The following is a 17,764-nucleotide window of genomic DNA, read 5'->3' on the forward strand; positions in this document are numbered from 1 at the left end:
CGGAGAAGGCGGCGGATGAGGCTGGGAGCGCCTCATCGTCCGCAAACAGCTTTTTGCTTATGGCGTCGAACACCTAAAACCCTCAGCTTTTCCAGCGAAATTAAGCATAGCTGCTTAATTTGCTACCGGTAGAAGATGAAAAGGCGACCGTAGATCTACGACCGCCCTTTCATGAGATTTATAACATTATGACGAGCTTCGCCATACCTGCTTTTCTGCCAGCGGCTCTTATGCTTCTGGCAGGTTCAGGCGGATGTGAAGATCGCGCAGCTGAGCTGGGAACACATCACCTGGAGCCCCCATCATCAAGTCCTGTGCCTGCTGGTTCATTGGGAACAGGGTCACTTCACGCAGGTTCTTTGCGCCAACCAGCAACATAACGATACGGTCAACACCAGCCGCCATACCGCCGTGTGGAGGAGCGCCGTACTGGAACGCGCGGTACATGCCGCCGAACTTTTCTTCCAGCAGCTTTCGTCGTAACCAGCAATCTCGAAGGCTTTCTTCATGACTTCGACCTGGTGGTTACGGATCGCGCCGGAGCCAATTTCGTAACCATTACAAACGACGTCGTACTGGTAGGCGTTCAGTTCAAGCGGCTCAACGTTGGTAAGGCCGTCCATACCGCCTTCTGGCATGGAGAATGGGTTGTGGCAGAAGTCAACTTTCTTGTTTTCTTCGTCCCATTCGTACATTGGGAAGTCCACGATCCAGCAAAGTGCGAACTGATCTTCGTCGATCAGGTTCAGCTCTTCAGCGGCGCGGGTACGTGCCTTACCAGCAAAGTCAGCGAACTTCTTAGGGTCGCCAGCTGCGAAGAACACTGCATCGCCTTCGTCAAGGCCAAGCTGTGTGCGGACAGCTTCGGTACGCTCAGCGCCGATGTTTTTCGCAATTGGGCCTGCGCCTGCGATTGTGTCTTCTTCTTTGCGGAAGAAAATGTAGCCGAGGCCTGGCTGACCTTCGCTCTGTGCCCATGAGTTCATGCGGTCACAGAATGCACGGGAGCCGCCCTTAGGAGCTGGAATTGCCCAAACCTGAACCTTTGGATCGCTCTCGATCATGCGTGCGAAGACTTTGAAGCCGGAGCCAGCAAAGTGTTCGGTTACTTCCTGCATTTCGATCGGGTTACGCAGGTCAGGCTTGTCGGAGCCGTACTTGCGGATCGCTTCAGCGTAAGGAATGCGCGGGAATTCTTTGGTAACTGGCTTACCTTCGGAGAATTCTTCAAACACACCGCGGATCACTGGTTCCATGGTCTGCAGCACGTCTTCCTGAGTTACGAAGCTCATTTCCACGTCGAGCTGGTAGAACTCACCCGGCAGGCGGTCAGCGCGTGGATCTTCGTCGCGGAAACATGGCGCGATCTGGAAGTACTTGTCGAAGCCAGACATCATAAGCAGCTGTTTGAACTGCTGTGGTGCCTGTGGCAGTGCGTAGAACTTGCTGGGTGAATACGAGATGGCACCAGGAAGTCGCGTGCACCTTCTGGGGAAGACGCGGTCAGGATTGGTGTCTGGAACTCGTTGAATTCCGCATCATTCATGCGCTTACGCATGGAGTTGATGATCTTGGTGCGCTTCATCAGGTTTGCGTGCAGGGTGTCGCGGCGCAGGTCTAGGAAGCGGTATTTCAGGCGGATGTCTTCCGGATATTCCAGTTCGCCGAAGACTGGCAGAGGCAGCTCCTGAGAGTCGCCGAGAACTTCCATATCGCGGATAAAGATTTCGATTTCCCCGGTGCCGAGGTTTTCGTTGATGGTTTCGTCAGAACGTTTCTTCACGTCGCCATCGATGCGAATGCACCATTCGGAGCGGACGGTTTCAGCCAGCTTGAAGGCTGCGGAGTCCGGATCAACAACACACTGCGTAATGCCGTAGTGGTCACGCAGGTCGATGAACAGCAGGCCGCCGTGATCGCGTACACGGTGTACCCAGCCAGAAAGGCGAGTGGTTTCACCTACATTGTTTGCCCGCAGCTCTCCGCAGGTATGGCTTCGATAACGATGCATAGCGTCCTCAGTGGTATTCAAGTGAATCATAAAATTCAGAAACTGGTTGACCCATTCAAAAGGTCATCCGGCTGGAAAAGACATGTCAGCACCCTAAAGTCAAGTAAGTGAGTGACTTTGGCGCTGTTTCTTGCAGACATTTCCCGAGTTTCCTCTACCTACGTGGTTTTCGCGAGGCTTTGACTGCGACCCTTTGGTCGCCAGAGAGCAAAAATCGACATTTACAACCACTTGATGAGAAAACGAGAAAGTTAGATAGGGACAAGCACCTTCGCTTGCGCTATAGACTTTGTCACCATGAAGATGATCACAACTACAGAAGAGCTTGCGCAAGCGTGTGCCAAGCTTGCTAATTCAGATTTCGTAACAGTTGATACCGAGTTTTTGCGGGAAACCACCTTCTGGCCAAAACTCTGCGTGATCCAAATCGCCAATCCAGATCACGCTGTGTTGGTTGATGCGCTGGCTGAAGATCTGGATCTTGAACCTTTTTTTGCATTGATGCGCAATACGGACATCGTGAAGGTGTTCCATGCAGCACGGCAAGATATTGAAATAATCTACCATCTGGGCGGTTTTGTGCCCTCACCTTTGTTCGACAGCCAGGTTGCCGCCATGGTTTGTGGTTTCGGAGATTCCGTTTCCTACGACCAGCTGGTGTCCAAAGTGACGGGTGAGCGGATTGATAAATCCTCTCGATTTACCGACTGGTCCCGCCGTCCTTTGACCAACAAGCAGCTTGCTTATGCTTTGGCTGACGTGACCCACCTGCGCGAAGTCTATCTGTTCCTGAAAAAGCAGTTGGAGCAGAAAGGCCGCAGCCATTGGGTAGAAGATGAGATGGCAACCCTGTCTTCCATCGACACCTATCGCAGTGATCCGGCAAAGGCGTGGCAGCGCATGAAACTGCGTGTTCGCAAGCCGCGTGACCTTGCTGTGTTGAAAGAGCTGGCCTTCTGGCGTGAGCAGGAAGCGCAAAAGCGCGATATTCCGCGCAACCGCGTCATCAAGGACGATGCGATTTTTGAGGTCTCTACGCAAAAGCCTCAAACTTCAGAAGCCCTTGGCCATCTGCGCACCATTCCACGCGGTTTTGAGCGCTCTCGCCATGCGGAAGAGATCCTCAATGCTGTGAAGCGCGCTATGGCCATTGCAGAAGAAGATCTGCCTGAAGTTCCAAAGGGCCGCCCTTCTCCGGATGGTGCATCTGCAGCCGTTGATCTGCTCAAAGTGCTTTTGAAGATGAAGAGCGAAAGCTTTGGTGTTGCGCCAAAGGTGATTGCGACCGTGGATGATCTGGACAAGATTGCTTCCCATGATGAAGCAGATGTACAGGCTCTTTCCGGCTGGCGCAGAGAACTCTTTGGTGAAGATGCCCTTCGCCTGAAGAAGGGTGAAATCGGCCTTGCCTTTAATGGTCGTCAGGTTGTCATCTGCGAGCAAGGCGAGCCGGTTGAGCGCGTTGAAAACAGCTCCCGCCGTCGTGGTAGCCGTAACGGAAAAGCAAAATCCTGATCTGAGATTTTGAATCCGCCTTTCAATATAAGCTACTGATAAATAAGAAAAGCCCCGGCAAGATTTGTCGGGGCTTTCTTATTTGCATCTATGCTGGATGGCTTAAAGCACTCTGACTTCAGCTTCCAGATCCATCACTCTTCCGAGCTGGTTCAGGCGTTTGGTCAGGCGGTCGCCCTGCATGTCTGCAAGTTCTGCTGGCAGTGCCAGGACGAGCTTGCCATTGACCAGAGACAGCTTGCTCTTAAGCAGCACGCCTTTCATGGAAGCGCTGATCAAAGCGGCCACACGCAAAGTCGCGCCAAGAATGCGCGCCAGCTTCATCAGGCGTGGGTTGCTCAAGCTACGGATTGCAGGAGACAGAGCATCATCCATCAGGCCTTCATAGCGATAGAACACAGTGAGTGCCAAATAGGCCCTGCCCGCGTGATCGATGCCGACAAAGCCGCCGTTGGAAATAATGTTCAGTGACTGCTGACCACGATAGTCCGGGTGTGCCCGCCAGCCAATATCTGTGAGCTGACACGCTGATATGCGCAGGCGGCGTTCGCCCTCACTCTCATCAACACCAGCAACACGCATGGCTTGCTCACTCCACTCAACCACTTCGGCTGAATAGGAAGGATCACGAGCCCGCAGAACGCCGAGCTCGTGCGCTGCGGTGATCAGTGGATCCTGCTTCTTGCCTTCTTCATCAAGCTGATCATAGAGATAGCCTTCACGTACGCCGAGTGCAGAGAAGACGACCTGATCGGCCTGACAGTGCAGCAGTGTCTGACGCATCACAGTTGCACCGTAAGGCAGAAGTGCCCGACGCGCCTTGGAGATCACCTGAATGCTTGGCTCATTGCTCAGGTCATCGCGCATGAGCTGCTCACAGAAGTCAATCATAACTTCTGCAGGCACGGTATAATCATGCATCACGTGCAGCGGATAGCCCTGTTGGTACAGATGCAAGCGACCCAATGAACGCCAGGTACCGCCAATTGCATAGAAGTTGCGGTCTTTGGCTTTGCCAACCAATCGGCTTTCTCCAGCTCTTCGCGGGCGATTTCATTAGCGAGTGCAAGGTCTTTTTCAGAAGACTCCTGCAGGCGAATGCCGCCAAGCGGGAATGTGCGGCCATCACCAATACCATGAGCACTGATGTCAACCAGTTCCAGAGATCCGCCGCCCAGATCGCCAACAAGACCATCTGCACGCCAAAAGCCGGAGTAAACGCCCATGGCAGAGTAGAATGCTTCGTCGCGGCCAGACAGGATCTGCACCTTGGCACGGCAGATGTTTTCTACTTTTGCAATGAAGTCAGCGCCGTTCTCGGCTTCACGAGCAGCTGCGGTTGCCAGTATGTGCAGTTTGATGACACCGACATGATCGCAGACACGACGGAACCGCACCAATGCACGCAGTGCAGTGGCTACATTTTCTTCTCCCAAGCGGCCTGTGGCACCTACGCCGCGCCCCAGTCCTGCAAGGATTTTTTCATTGAACAACGCTGTCGGGTTACGCGCCAGTCTTTCATAAATTACAAGACGGACAGAGTTGGAACCAATATCAATGATTGCTATTGGTCCGGGTTCTGTAAATCGTCCTCGAGGCTCATCACTCGTCGAGATATCTGTCACTATTTGGCCGTTCTACAAAAAGTTTCGGGCTATCACCCTGTAGCGAGCTACCACGACCAGACAGAGATGGGTTCGTCATGAAGAACTTGTGTGCGTTGAACGGATCTTCGTCTGGTTCTGCAACAATGCGCTCATGACTACCGTCTGGAAGCAGACGCCAGCTTTGTTGATTATCTTCTAAGTTCGCAACCATGATCTGGTCGAGAATCTGCTTGTGAACTGTTGGTGTTTTAACAGGCACAAGTGTCTCAACCCGGCGATCCAGATTGCGCGGCATCATATCCGCTGAGGAGATATAGACATGGGCTTCATCTGAGGGCAACCCGTGACCATTGCCAAAGCAGAAGATACGGCTGTGCTCCAGAAATCTTCCCACAATTGATTTTGCGCGGATGTTGTCAGAAAGGCCCGGCACGCCTGCGCGCAGGCAGCAAATGCCGCGCACGACTAGATCGATCTGCACCCCGGCCTGACTGGCCCGGTACAGAGCATCAATGACGCCCGGATCCACCAGCGAGTTCATCTTCATCCAGATCTGGCCCGGACGGCCCGCCTTGGTGTGGGCGATTTCTTCTTCTGTGTGCTGAATGATGCGCGCACGCAGGCTCATTGGAGAGACGGCGAGACGCTCCAGCTCACCCGGCTCAGCATAACCAGTGATGTAGTTGAACACCTTGGCAGCATCGCGAGCCATGGCTGGCTCAGCTGTGAAGTAAGATAGATCGGTGTAAATGCGCGCGGTGATTGGGTGGTAGTTGCCGGTGCCGAAGTGGCAATAGGTTTTCAAGCCGCCCTGCTCGCGGCGCACGACCATGGAGACTTTTGCGTGGGTTTTCAGCTCAAGGAAGCCGAAGACCACCTGAACGCCAGCACGTTCCAGATCTCGCGCCCAACGGATGTTGGCTTCTTCATCAAAGCGTGCTTTGAGCTCAACCAGCGCGGTCACAGACTTACCGGCTTCCGCCGCTTCTGCCAGTGCCTTCACGATTGGTGAGTTGTTGGATGTGCGGTACAGTGTTTGCTTGATCGCCACAACATCCGGATCCTGCGCCGCCTGACGGAGGAACTGGACGACAACGTCGAAGCTCTCATAAGGGTGATGGATCAGAATGTCTTTTTGCTGGATCGCAGCAAAGCAATCACCACCGTGCTCACGGATGCGTTCCGGATAGCGTGGACTGTATGGTGGGAACTTGAGGTCGTCACGCTTGACGTTTACCGCCTGAGACAGATCGTTCAGCGCCAGAAGACCGTTGGCAAGGAAGGTTTCCTCTTCCGTCACTTCCAGCTCATTGGCCACAAAAGCACGCAGGCTTTCCGGTGTGCTTTCTTCAATCTCCAGCCGGATCACAGACCCACGGCGGCGGCGCTTCAGTGCGGTTTCAAAAACACGCACGAGATCTTCCGCTTCTTCCTCGATTTCCAAGTCTGAATCGCGCAGCACGCGGAACGCGCCTTTGCCGCAGACTTCATAGCCCGGGAAGAGTTTGCCGATGAACAGCGAGATGATGGTTTCAATCGGGATGAAACGGGTGGCTTTTGGCCCTGCATCACGCGGTGTTGGCAACACAACGAAGCGGCCAATCTGGCTTGGCATACGCAGCAGCGCTGTCATGCCTGCCCCACCATCCACCGGACGCAGATCCAAAATCAGCGAGAAACCCAGATTTGGGATAAACGGGAACGGATGCGCCGGATCAATGGCCAGTGGTGTGAGAACCGGGAAGATGTGCTGGAGGAAGTACTCTTCCAGCCAATCGGTCTCTGCCTGACTCATGTTCTGGCTTCTACGATGAAGATACCTTCATCCGCCAGCTCTGAACGCAACTGGCGGAAGCGTGCCTGCTGCTCACTTTGCAGCTTGCTGACCTCTACAGAGATCTTTTCCAGTTGCTCTGGCGGCGTCAGGCCGTCATCAGAGATGGTTGTCACATCTGCCCGTTGCTGGCCGCGCAGACCAGCCACACGCACCATGAAGAACTCATCAAGGTTGTTGGCCGAGATGGACAGGAACCGGAGCCGCTCCAGAAGCGGATGGCTCGGATTCATGGACTCTTCCAGAACGCGGCGGTTGAACTGTAGCCACGAGAGCTCACGGTTTACAAAGCGCTCTGGCTTTTGCATCAGAGCCAGCCCTGTGTTCACCTCATAATCTGCGGTGTCGGTGGTCTCGTCTTCCAAAGCGTTCATTTCCGTAAACTCATTCATTCCGTGTACCTCCGCAGCCCGTGGACCGGGTTCGCCAATATCGGCGCACCTCGCCTAAGATTATCTGGCGATTGCGCTGGCAATTGTATGATTCTGGTCATTTAGACCACACATTTTTGACGGGAAAATAAAGCCAGGTGGCTACTCGCCCATACTCTCCAAGATTTTGGAGGCCATGACGCGAGAAATCTTCCGACCCGTCGCCAGTGCGTGCCTGTCCAGCATGTCTACAACATTGCGCGCAGCATCCAGTGACCGTTCAATTCGTATCACGAGGTAATCTATCACACTGGAGTCAACAGTTACCTGACGATCTGAAAAATGTTTGGTCATGACCATTGCGAGCAGCATGTCATCCGGTTCTTCAACCTGCACAGGGGTTGCTGCGCGAAAACGGGACGCAAGGTCCTTGGTTTTCAGGTCGAACGTGTGTGGCCACTCGCGGGTGGTCATCAGCATGTTGCCGCCTGTCAGTCGCACCGCGTTGAACAGGTGAAACAGAGAGGCTTCATCAAAGCCTGCGTGCAGATCTTCCACCGCAACCGGACCGGCTTCTGCCAGTGCAGTCAGGTCGAGGTATTCCAGTTCATCGCCGCCGACAATCTGTGCGCCGCTGAGCTCCTGCCAGGCGTTGACCAGATGTGTTTTACCCGAACCAATCGGCCTTGCAGGGTTACGATTGGAGATGGCCATTCCGGCCAGTTGGTAACCAGATTGAATGCAGCCTGATTTGAAGTTGAAACCAGATAATCATCAACCCCCAATGCCTCCTCATGGGGCAAGACCAAAGGCAATTGTTGTGGCCCTGTCGATCCTGTCATTCCAGTCCTTCCGTCTTATTGGTATTTTTGTAGTGACCTGCATAAAGCGAACTAGCAAGATATTGCCTGAGAGCAAATCTTGCTAGTACCCCAACCACTGCTGCGGCAGGAATTGCTATCAACATCCCCACAAATCCCATCAGAGAACCAAAAGCGAACAGTGCAAACATGAGCCAGACAGGGTGAAGACCGACACTTCCACCCAAAAGTTTGGGCTGAAGGACGTTTCCTTCGAGGAACTGACCTACAACAAAAACGGCAAGTACAGCACCGATCATGAATGGATCAGGCCAGAACTGGACCAGAGCGACGCCGATTGAGAGGCCGAAACCGACAATTGCGCCCACATATGGAATGAAGCTGATGAGGCCGGCAGTGAGACCGATCAGCAGACCGAATTTCAGGCCAACAATGAGCAGGCCAACGGCGTAGAACGTGCCGAGGATCAGGCACATGAGGACCTGTCCGCGCACGAAGCCAGCGACCACGGAATCCATATCCCGTGCAAGGGTGCGGATGGTCTGCTGGTAGTCGCGTGGGAGCCAACTGTCGATGCGCTCGATCATGTTGTCCCAATCGAGCAGCAGATAGAAGGCAACCACAGGTGTGACGACTGCCAGACCGATGATGGAGATGAGGGCTTGGCCTCCGCTCCAGATGGAGGAGAGCAATCCGCCGACAAAGTTGGCTGCCTGACCGACGAAGGCGCCCCAGTCAATTTTCTGGCCCTGCCCTGACAGGTTGGCGAGGCGGTCCAGCTGCGGGCCGAGGCCTTCGCGGAGTAAGGTTTCGAGGTTTGCGGCCAGTTCTGGCAGGTAGTCCAGAAACGCGATCAGCTGCTTACCGAGGATTGGCAGGAGGATCAGCAGGGCTGCGACGAAGACGATGAGGAAGATAAGCAGGATGGTGACCGTGGCCAGATGCGACCGAAACCGTGGGTTTCCAGATAATCGGCGATCGGATCAAGCAGATAGGCCAGTGCCATGCCGGCGACAAACGGCAGCAGGATGCCCTGAAATACTGTCAGAAACAGAATGAAGGCTGCTAAGGACAGCAACCAGAAGAACAACTGCTTGTTTACACTCATAAACGATCTCCAAGAGCCCGGCGGCCAGCCGGATCTTCGGCGGTGCGGTTGCTCGCAAACTCATCTTTAAAATTTACGTTGGTTGTAGTTTCGATAGACTTATTACGTCAAGTCGCAGCATCAGGTTTGCCAGAGTAGCTACTCCACCATTTTGCCAGCATGATTTAGAGGGAACCTTCATAGGGGTGAAAATCTTTCCCTCAAATGAAGAGATTTTCAAAGCGTCATTTATTTGCAAAAGCTTAGCTGGTTCTGCACAGATCTGCGTTTTTCTGAGATACCAGCTGCGATTCCTCCCTGTTTCGGCCTTGCAATTCCCTGCAGTTTTGTTTTTATGCCGCCAAATTACATAGGCGGCCCCGCCGCCACACTCTTGATGATGCGGAGCAGTATCCATGAGCCAGGACCAGAACGGTAAAAACGGCCTTACCTATTCACAAGCGGGGGTCGATATCGACGCCGGGAACGCACTGGTCAAGCGTATCAGCCCATTGGTAAAAGCAACGCGTCGTCCGGGTGCTGACAGTGATATTGGCGGCTTCGGCGGTCTGTTTGATCTGAAAGGCGCCGGATTTAAAGACCCTGTTCTTGTGGCGGCCAATGATGGCGTGGGCACCAAGTTGAAAATTGCGATCGACACCAATGTTCATAGCGGCGTGGGGATTGATCTGGTTGCCATGTGCGTGAACGACCTTGTGGTGCAAGGTGCTGAGCCGCTGTTCTTCCTTGATTATTTTGCCACTGGCGCGCTGGACGTGGACATGGCGACTGATGTTGTTGCGGGGATTGCAGAGGGCTGCAAGATCTCCGGTGCGGCACTGATCGGCGGTGAGACGGCTGAAATGCCGGGCATGTATGCGGCTGGTGATTATGATCTGGCTGGTTTTGCGGTTGGCGCGGCTGAACGCGGTACACTGTTGCCATCCAAGGATATTGGCGAAGGTGACGTTCTGCTTGGTCTCGCCTCCTCCGGTGTTCACTCCAACGGCTTCTCTCTGGTTCGCAAGATCGTTGAGGTTTCTGGCCTGACGTGGGCTGACAAAGCTCCGTTTGATGCGGACAAAACCCTTGGCGAAGCGCTGATGGAGCGACCCGCATTTATGTGAAGCCGCTTCTGGCAGCTATTAAAGAAACCAATGGCGTCAAAGCTCTGGCGCATATCACCGGCGGTGGTCTTCCTGAGAACCTGCCGCGCGTTCTGCCAGAAGGGCTGGCTGCACGGATCGATCTTTCTGCGATTTCCTCCCCTGCTGTCTTCGGCTGGCTGGCTGAGGCTGGCGGTATTGAGCAGTTTGAGATGCTGCGCACGTTCAACTGCGGTGTTGGCATGGTGGTTGCGGTTGCGGCTGACAAAGCTGAGGCCGTGCGCGAAGTGCTTGAGCGTGAAGGTGAAACTGTCGTGACTCTCGGCACGCTGGAAGCAGCGCAGGACGGGGCTGAGCAGGTTGTGTTTGACGGCGCGCTGGGTTTTGCCAAATGAGCACGCAGCCTAAGAAACGCGTTGGTGTTTTGATTTCAGGGCGTGGCTCTAACATGCTGTCTCTTATTGAGGCAGCAAAAGCCCCTGATTATCCGGCGGAAATTGTCGTGGTTGGCTCCAACCGACCTGACGCAAAAGGTCTGGAACGGGCTGCTGACGAGGGCTTTGCGACGTTCGCGCTGGATCACAAGCTTTATGGCAAGGACCGTGAGGCGTTTGAGCGTGATCTGCACGCAATGCTGGAGCAACACAATGTAGAGCTGCTTGTTCTGGCTGGCTTTTTGCGCTTGCTGACACCGTGGTTCGTGAACCAGTGGCAAGGTCGGATGATCAACATCCACCCTGCTCTGCTACCAAGCTTTCCGGGTCTGCATACTCATGAGCGGGCGCTCACCGAAGGCGTTCGCATTCATGGGGCGACGGTTCACTTTGTCACCGCTGAAATGGACGTGGGCCCGATCATCGCACAAGGTGCTGTCCCCGTTCTGGACGGGGATAACCCGGATACTCTTGCGGCGCGTGTGCTGGCGGTTGAGCATCAGATCTATCCGAAGGCTCTGGAGGCTGTTGCAAGCGGCAAAGCGTCCGTGGACGGCTTTCGCGTGAAGATTGACGGCGCTGAGCAAACGGAAGAAAGCCTTATTTGCTAATAGGATAAGGCTCTTTTTAAAGAGACACACAAAAGGCCGCAGACGCTTGTGTCTGCGGCCTTTTTTCGTTTGCGTTGCTATGTGCGTTCGTTTGCGCGATTTGCGTTTTTTCTGCGTTCAAAGCGAAGTTGGTACCAAGCTACCGCCCATCAAAAAACGTCAGATCAGAACTTCACCTTCCTGCAGAACCAAATCTTCGAGTTTTACCATTTTGGACTGGTCCTTTGCACTGCGCTCAGTCTGAACGTCTGGCTGCTCGATACCATCTTCGTCAGGTGCTGTTTCCAAATCAGCATAGTTGACATTGGACTCAGCTGGTGGCGTTACCTGCTGGGATGCCTGAGGTACTGGCCTGTTGAACTGAGCAAAATATGACTCGAAGGTTTTGAACTCTCCTGTCGTCTGCAGCTGAGCCATGTAGCCGTCGATGTAGACGTCCTTCCCTTCCATGAATTTATTTAGCTCATCCAGGCTTTGGAAGTTGGTTCCGAAGTTGCGGTTCGTGATTTCCACTGTACGCCGTGCGGAATAGCTTTCAGTGTCCTTACCCAAGCTCTGTGCTTCCACGTTCTGGAGGACGGTGCCGGTGTGCACTTCATCATATGTTGGGGCCGCAGTCGCCTTTGGCTCCAGATGATCGTATGGGTGCTGTGACTTCGGAACATCGTAGTGATGCGGTTGCGGGCGCGGGGTATCATACAGAGGTTGCGCCGGCATACGCGGGGTATCGTATAGAGGCTGTGCTGGCAGACGTGGAGTATCGTAAAGAGGCGTTTGCTGCACGCCAGAGCCTGAGACCTCAGCGGCTCGGATGCTGCTTGCGTAGCCCAAAATGCGCCCCTGAGCGCCTGAGACAGCAGCATCCAAAGCTTTCAGGCTGCGGATATCAACCTTGCCGACGTCAGCGAGTTTGCGATGAGAGCCATCCTGCTCATTATACTCAACACCTTCAAAAACGCTGGCCTGAATACCGACCATCATTGCTTTCAGGTCAACGACAGGTTCTGCCTTGGTAGACGCCTGCTTTATTGTCTGAGCGATCGTCTGTTCTGCCAGCTCCATGAAAGGCACCCAGTTGTCTTTCGCCTGTTCCGGAGAGCTTTGGGTTCGTCCTAAGAAATGACCGATACTTCTCGATGCATCTGACAGGGATTGTTTCACGTTGGCAAACTGGCCGTGTGACAAAGCACTTGCAGCAGATTTGAGATTGTCTCCAAGCCCACGCTTATGCTGTGGCAGATCAACCTGAACAGAATAGATCCGCTCCCCTGTCTTCGGATCCCCTTCCCGACGGCCAAAAGAAACGATCAGATCATCTGTATCTACATTTAACTGGGTCGCATGCTCAACACGAGCCCGATTTACAAGATTTTCGACAGCACCGTGAAAGTTACTTGAACCACCAATACTTAATCCACTCATCCTAACACCCTTCACTACATCAGACTAACGCTGAGTCATAAAACTCAATCGGAACCCTTTAAGTAAAAATACCTTAGGTCACCTGATAAAGTTCGGAGTGTCGCTTAATACTATGAGGGCTCTTTTTCGTTCACATATGCGTTCAATATTTGTGAACTGAGGAAAACATCACTCTCACATATTAAAGGAACGGGATCACCGCTCCCAATATATCGAGGAGAACTGCCTTACGCCTTGCGCACCGCGATGTGGATGTCGTGGAAGGCGGCGCCGCCGAAGGGGGCGGTTTGGTCGGCGCTGGTGAGCGTGTTGATGCCGTTTCCACCTTCATGTGCCGCATTTGGCCAGATGCCTTCTGCGACCACTGTGCCCTTTTGCGGACGATCACCGACAGCGGCGTGCAGAATGACTTCTCCGCGGTGGTTGGAGAGGATGATCTTGTCGCCCTCTTCCACGCCCAGCGCAGCAGCGTCTTCCGCGTGCAGCATGGCTGTTGGACGGCCTTCCTTCTTTACAGAGCTTGGGGTCTCGTTGAACGTGGAGTTCAGGAACGAGCGTGACGGCGAAGTGACCAACCGGAGTGGATGGTCCTGTGTCGGTAGCTCGTTGACGTCCCAGTGGTCCGGCAGGGTTGGCATGTTTTGCCATGGCCCCATCGGACCATTGTTTGGCGCAGGCACCTTGGCCCAGTCTGGCTTGAAGCGGAACTTGCCGTCTTCGTAGCCGAACCCATTGATGTAGTGCGCTTCCTCAAAGTCTGGCTGGCAATCAAGCCAACGCTTTTCTTCCAGCTCTTTTAGCCCACCGGGATACTTGGAGTTTTTGAGCATCCAGTCGATGTGCTCGCGAGAGGTCATCTTGTGGGCTTCGTGCTCTTCTCCGCCGAGGCGTTTGATGAGTTCATTCAGCACATAAAGGTTCGGCTTGGCGTCGCCCGGGGCATCGACCAGTTTTGGACCAAACAGGATGTTCTGGTGTCCACCGCCTTTGTAGATGTCGTCGTGCTCCAGAAACTGGGTTGCTGGCAGGACGATATCGGCCATCATGGCAGTTTCAGTCATGAATTGCTCATGAACCACGATGAACAGGTCTTCGCGGGCAAAGCTTCTTTCACGAGGGTCTGCTCCGGGGCTACAGACACCGGATTGGTGTTTTGAATGAGCATGGCGGTGATCGGAGGGCCATCCATGAGCGCTTCTTTATCACCTGTCAGGATACGGCCAACCTGAGACATATCGAGCTTGCGGATTGAGCTGTCGTGCAGCGAGTGAGCTTCGACCATCGCCATGTTGAGGCCGAAGATTGCCCCGTTGTTGTGAAACGCTCCGCCGCCTTCGTATTGGTAGTGCCCGCCCACGACAGCGATACAGCTGGCCGCATGCATGGAGACAACGCCGTTGCGCTGACGGGTAAAGCCGTAGCCGAGGCGGAAGTAGGTCTTTTTGGTTTCGCCGACCAGTTTGGCAAATTCTTCGATCTGCTCCACGGTGAGGCCTGTGATCTCGCTGGCCCATTCAGGACTGCGGGTCTTCAGGTGCTCTTCCAGCTCTGCAGGTACGTCGGCGTATTTTTCCATGTAGGCGCGGTCGGCATAGCCATCACGGAACAGGACATGCATGACGGCACAGGCGAGTGCAGCGTCGGAGCCCGGCTTCAGGACAAGGCCGATGTCGGCCTGTTTCATGGTCTCGGTCTTATAGACGTCGATGACAACGATCTTGGCCTTGCGGGTTTTACGGGCTTTGATGGCGTGGGTCATGACGTTGACCTGCGTCGCCACTGGATTGGTGCCCCAAACAACAACCGTATCAGCAAGTGCCATTTCGCGCGGGTCCGGCCCAGCGAGCTTGCCCGTGCCTGCGATGTAGCCTGTCCACGCCATGTTGGTGCAGAAAGTCTGGTACATGCCCGAGTAGCTTTTGGCATTGCGCAGGCGATTGATACTATCGCGCTGGACAAGGCCCATGGTGCCCGCGAAGAAATAAGGCCAGACGGTTTGCGGGCCGTGCTTCTTTTCCGCTTCCAGGAACTTTTCTGAGATGTCCTGAAGCGCCTCTTCCCAGCTGATCTCTTCGAACTGTCCGGAGCCTTTGGGGCCTGTGCGGCGTAAAGGCTTGGTCAGGCGGTCCGGATGGTGCAAGCGCTCGGAGTATCTGGCGACTTTGGCGCAGATGACGCCAGCGGTGTAGTCGTTGTCGCGCGTGCCATGAATACGGCCAATGCGTCCGTCTGCATGTACTTCGACCTCGACCGCACACGTGGATGGGCAATCGTGAGGACATGCGGAGGCAAACCTTTGTGGTTTTTCTGGCTTAGACATGCTTGGCGTACTCAATAACTCTGGCGTTCTAGACTTGTTCTCTTTGCACAGACAGATCACGGGTAACGCTCAAATTGTCAAGAAAGCAGGCGCAAAAAATTCGTGAGTTGACGATTTCTTGAAACGCGCCGTGGGTTTTGCTGCATCCCCCTGAGTGCTTCGGCTTGCAAGAGGTGCCGGTTCTGGGGTTTCATAGCATACGGTTTTAAGCTTGAGGGCCATCCATGTTGCAGGATATCGATGTTATCGCCTGGGATTTCGACGGGGTGCTCAACCGCAATATCGTCAATGACCGCTTTATCTGGATGCAGCAGTTCGAAGAGGACATGGGCATCTCTTGGAACGCCTTTGCCAAGGAGATGTTTACCGAGGACTTTGATGAGGTTCTGGTGGGGCGTCTGGACCTGCGTGATTTGCTGGGCCGTTGGGCGGAGAAAGCGGCGTACACGGGCGATCTGGATGCGTTTCTGCTTTATTGGTTTGAGAAGGACGCCCACCCGGACTTCGATCTGCTGGCATTGATGCGCAAGCTCTCCAAAACCCATGTACGGCAGGTGATTGCCACCAACAATGGTGCGCGGCGTACCCGCTATATTGAAGAGGATATGGGGTACAGGGACCGGGTGGAGACGGTGTTCTCCTCCGGGCGTATGGGCGTTGCCAAGCCCAGCGCAGAGTTTTTCATGCACATAACGGGTGAGCTGGATGTTCCGGCGCACCGGATGCTGCTGATTGATGACCGGGAAGAGAACATCATGTCCGCGCTGGATATGGGGTGGCGGGCGCTGCACTTTACGCCCAACACCCGTGAGCAAATCATCAAAGTGCTGGGTTCGTTCTAGTCCCTGCCCTTACTTCTTCACCGCTTCCCATGCCATGTTGACGAGGAACTCTCTATCCTTATCGGAAACAACGCGCTCTGTGCTGAGCAGTGTGTAGGCTGGGCCGACGATCAGCGCGGAAGCGACAGACCAGGAGATTGGCTTTACAGCGCCCAGCACCTGCCATGTGGCATAGAGGGCCTCTCCCTGCATGTGGACCTTTTCCATCTGTTGCTTGATGGGAGCGAAGTCTTCTTCTGACTGGGCTTTGACCTTAAGCTCCTCAAACAGGCGGAACAGATCGGGATTGGCGCTTCCCCAGCGCAGCAGGCCGTTGACGGAGGCTTTGATGGTGTCCTCAGCACTTGGACTTTGCGGGGTGTTGCGTGTCTCTCTGGTCCAGCCAGCCACCGCCTGATCCCACAGGGCCACGGCTATGTCCGGCTTGCCTTTGAAGAAGTGGTAGATGCTGCCTGTCGTGGCGCCGCTTTTGCTGCGGATTTGCGCAATAGACGTGTTTGCATAGCCCTGCTTGAGAAACAGCTCCAAGGCTGCATCCAGAATGGATTGATATCGATTGTTTTCGCTGGCCACTAGAACACCATTCTATTTTGACTAGAACATCGTTCTATTACCTGCTAGAACGATGTTCTAATATAGGAGATCTGCGATATGTCTGCAAACGAGAACCTGATTAGCGCGAAGAGATTTTTAAAGGCACTGGAAGAATTTGATTTTGATGCTCTGAAAAGCTTCTACACAGAAGATGCGGAACAGACCGAGCTGCCCAATCAACTGAAGCCTAAGGGTGATCATCGGACAGTGGATCAGCTGGTCGCTGACTTTACCCGCTCCAAGGGCATTTTACGCAAGCAAAGCTACCGGGTTTCCAATGAACTGGCCTCAGATGACCGCGTTATGCTGGAGTTCATCTGGGAGGGAGAGCTTGCAGTCTCCATCGGGTCGCTGTCACCGGGTGATACAATGCGCTCTCACAGTACCGTTTGCATGGACTTTAAGGATGGCCTGATCCATCGCCAGCGCAACTATGATTGCTTTGAGGCTTTTTAGAGCTTGGCGTATTCTTATCCGAAAACCGGAACCACTTTTCGGGAATACGCTGTTTAGTAGTTGCTGCCCTTCTTGAGGTGATTGGCGAGCACTTCCATGCTGAAATTGGCCATCTTATAGAGGTCATCATGAGACATGCCATGCTGCACCATGATGGAGATGCCTTCAAAGATGGTGGCAAAGTACTGGGCGAGTGCCTTCGCCTCGCCTGGGTTGATCAGCTCTTTCTCACATTCAGAGAACTTGTAGATGAAGTGCTCCAGACCTTCGAGCTTCATCTTGCGCAACTCTTCGGAAAGATCGGGATCGAGCCCAGCGATATCCATCAGGGTATGGAAGCGCATGGCCGTGCCAGCGACGTATTGCTCCCGGGAGAGCTCGATGAACTCGTAGAGCACCGCCTCCACTGCCGGGTAGATTTCCGAGTGAAGCGCCAGAACGGATCTGAGCTGGCGGTAGAACTTGGCGAAGTACCAGCGCAGGGCCGCGGCGCAGAACTGCTCCTTGGTGGCGAAGTGGCCTTCGATGAAGTCTCGTGACGTCCCGCTTGCGATGGCGAGATCTTCCAGCGTGGCGTGCTGGAAGCCCTGCAACATGAAGACCTTTACGCAGGAATCCAGTGCAGTTTCGAGTTCAGGTGACAATTCACCATCGTGTATGGGATCTAAAGAGGACATGAGATCAGTATACGTTGTGGGTGAAAGCCAGCAATCTCGATCTCCCACTATGGGAA

At 54.1% G+C, this 17,764-nt stretch carries 10 protein-coding genes and 5 pseudogenes; 5 read left to right on the forward strand and 10 right to left on the reverse strand.

The window, feature by feature from the left end; translation table 11 throughout:
* Positions 1 to 228: 228 nt before the first annotated feature.
* A pseudogene (aspS, locus tag JCM12308_RS01025) lies at positions 229 to 2,011 on the reverse strand (aspartate--tRNA ligase).
* Between the two features lie 297 nt (positions 2,012 to 2,308).
* Between aspS and rnd the strand changes: the two are divergent.
* Positions 2,309 to 3,526, forward strand: a complete 1,218-nt coding sequence (gene rnd, locus JCM12308_RS01030; protein ID WP_008551784.1) for a ribonuclease D — start codon at positions 2,309 to 2,311, stop codon at positions 3,524 to 3,526.
* A 102-nt stretch (positions 3,527 to 3,628) separates the two neighbouring features.
* Here rnd and JCM12308_RS33215 read toward each other — a convergent pair whose 3' ends face one another.
* From JCM12308_RS33215 to JCM12308_RS01050, 5 genes and pseudogenes are all read right to left on the reverse strand, one after another.
* Positions 3,629 to 4,549 carry a Ppx/GppA phosphatase family protein gene (locus JCM12308_RS33215; RefSeq protein ID WP_444544394.1) on the reverse strand — a complete coding sequence of 307 codons (921 nt, stop codon included), beginning with the start codon at positions 4,547 to 4,549 and terminating at the stop codon, positions 3,629 to 3,631.
* Positions 4,447 to 5,151 carry a Ppx/GppA phosphatase family protein gene (locus JCM12308_RS33220; RefSeq protein ID WP_444544395.1) on the reverse strand — a complete coding sequence of 235 codons (705 nt, stop codon included), beginning with the start codon at positions 5,149 to 5,151 and terminating at the stop codon, positions 4,447 to 4,449. Before JCM12308_RS33220 ends, JCM12308_RS33215 begins: the two co-directional genes overlap by 103 nt.
* Positions 5,129 to 7,341, reverse strand: a pseudogene (locus tag JCM12308_RS01040) (RNA degradosome polyphosphate kinase). Before JCM12308_RS01040 ends, JCM12308_RS33220 begins: the two are co-directional and overlap by 23 nt.
* Positions 7,342 to 7,500: 159 nt before the next feature.
* Entirely contained in the window at positions 7,501 to 8,052 is a 552-nt protein-coding gene (locus JCM12308_RS01045; RefSeq protein ID WP_208978158.1) for a P-loop NTPase family protein, read from the reverse strand.
* Positions 8,053 to 8,176: 124 nt separating this feature from the next.
* Positions 8,177 to 9,267, reverse strand: a pseudogene (locus tag JCM12308_RS01050) (AI-2E family transporter).
* A gap of 395 nt (positions 9,268 to 9,662) precedes the next feature.
* Here JCM12308_RS01050 and purM point away from each other — a divergent pair.
* Together purM and purN are read left to right on the forward strand one after the other, a co-directional pair.
* Positions 9,663 to 10,747: pseudogene (purM, locus tag JCM12308_RS01060) on the forward strand (phosphoribosylformylglycinamidine cyclo-ligase).
* The gene (purN, locus tag JCM12308_RS01065) at positions 10,744 to 11,397 is read left to right on the forward strand and encodes a phosphoribosylglycinamide formyltransferase (RefSeq protein WP_054782596.1); all 654 of its coding nucleotides are present in this window, start codon (positions 10,744 to 10,746) and stop codon (positions 11,395 to 11,397) included. Before purM ends, purN begins: the two are co-directional and overlap by 4 nt.
* 159 nt (positions 11,398 to 11,556) lie before the next feature.
* Here purN and JCM12308_RS01070 read toward each other — a convergent pair whose 3' ends face one another.
* Both JCM12308_RS01070 and JCM12308_RS01075 read right to left on the reverse strand, forming a co-directional pair.
* Positions 11,557 to 12,819, reverse strand: a complete 1,263-nt coding sequence (locus JCM12308_RS01070; RefSeq protein ID WP_054782597.1) for a hypothetical protein — start codon at positions 12,817 to 12,819, stop codon at positions 11,557 to 11,559.
* Positions 12,820 to 13,046: 227 nt separating this feature from the next.
* Positions 13,047 to 15,139: pseudogene (locus JCM12308_RS01075) on the reverse strand (molybdopterin-containing oxidoreductase family protein).
* Between the two features lie 224 nt (positions 15,140 to 15,363).
* On the opposite strand from JCM12308_RS01075, the gene JCM12308_RS01080 reads away from it, so the two are divergent.
* Positions 15,364 to 15,981, forward strand: a complete 618-nt coding sequence (locus JCM12308_RS01080) for an HAD family hydrolase (RefSeq protein ID WP_008551997.1) — start codon at positions 15,364 to 15,366, stop codon at positions 15,979 to 15,981.
* 9 nt (positions 15,982 to 15,990) lie between these two features.
* Here JCM12308_RS01080 and JCM12308_RS01085 read toward each other — a convergent pair whose 3' ends face one another.
* Positions 15,991 to 16,554, reverse strand: a complete 564-nt coding sequence (locus JCM12308_RS01085; RefSeq protein ID WP_008551902.1) for a TetR/AcrR family transcriptional regulator — start codon at positions 16,552 to 16,554, stop codon at positions 15,991 to 15,993.
* 78 nt (positions 16,555 to 16,632) lie between these two features.
* Here JCM12308_RS01085 and JCM12308_RS01090 point away from each other — a divergent pair, with 78 nt between their 5' ends.
* Complete coding sequence (locus JCM12308_RS01090; RefSeq protein WP_054782598.1) at positions 16,633 to 17,031, forward strand: nuclear transport factor 2 family protein; 399 nt, start codon at positions 16,633 to 16,635, stop codon at positions 17,029 to 17,031.
* A gap of 53 nt (positions 17,032 to 17,084) precedes the next feature.
* Here JCM12308_RS01090 and JCM12308_RS01095 read toward each other — a convergent pair whose 3' ends face one another.
* Entirely contained in the window at positions 17,085 to 17,675 is a 591-nt protein-coding gene (locus JCM12308_RS01095) for a TetR/AcrR family transcriptional regulator (protein WP_037037926.1), read from the reverse strand.
* Positions 17,676 to 17,764: the final 89 nt, after the last annotated feature.

The organism is Pseudovibrio denitrificans JCM 12308, assembly GCF_001310815.1.
Classification (GTDB): domain Bacteria; phylum Pseudomonadota; class Alphaproteobacteria; order Rhizobiales; family Stappiaceae; genus Pseudovibrio; species Pseudovibrio denitrificans.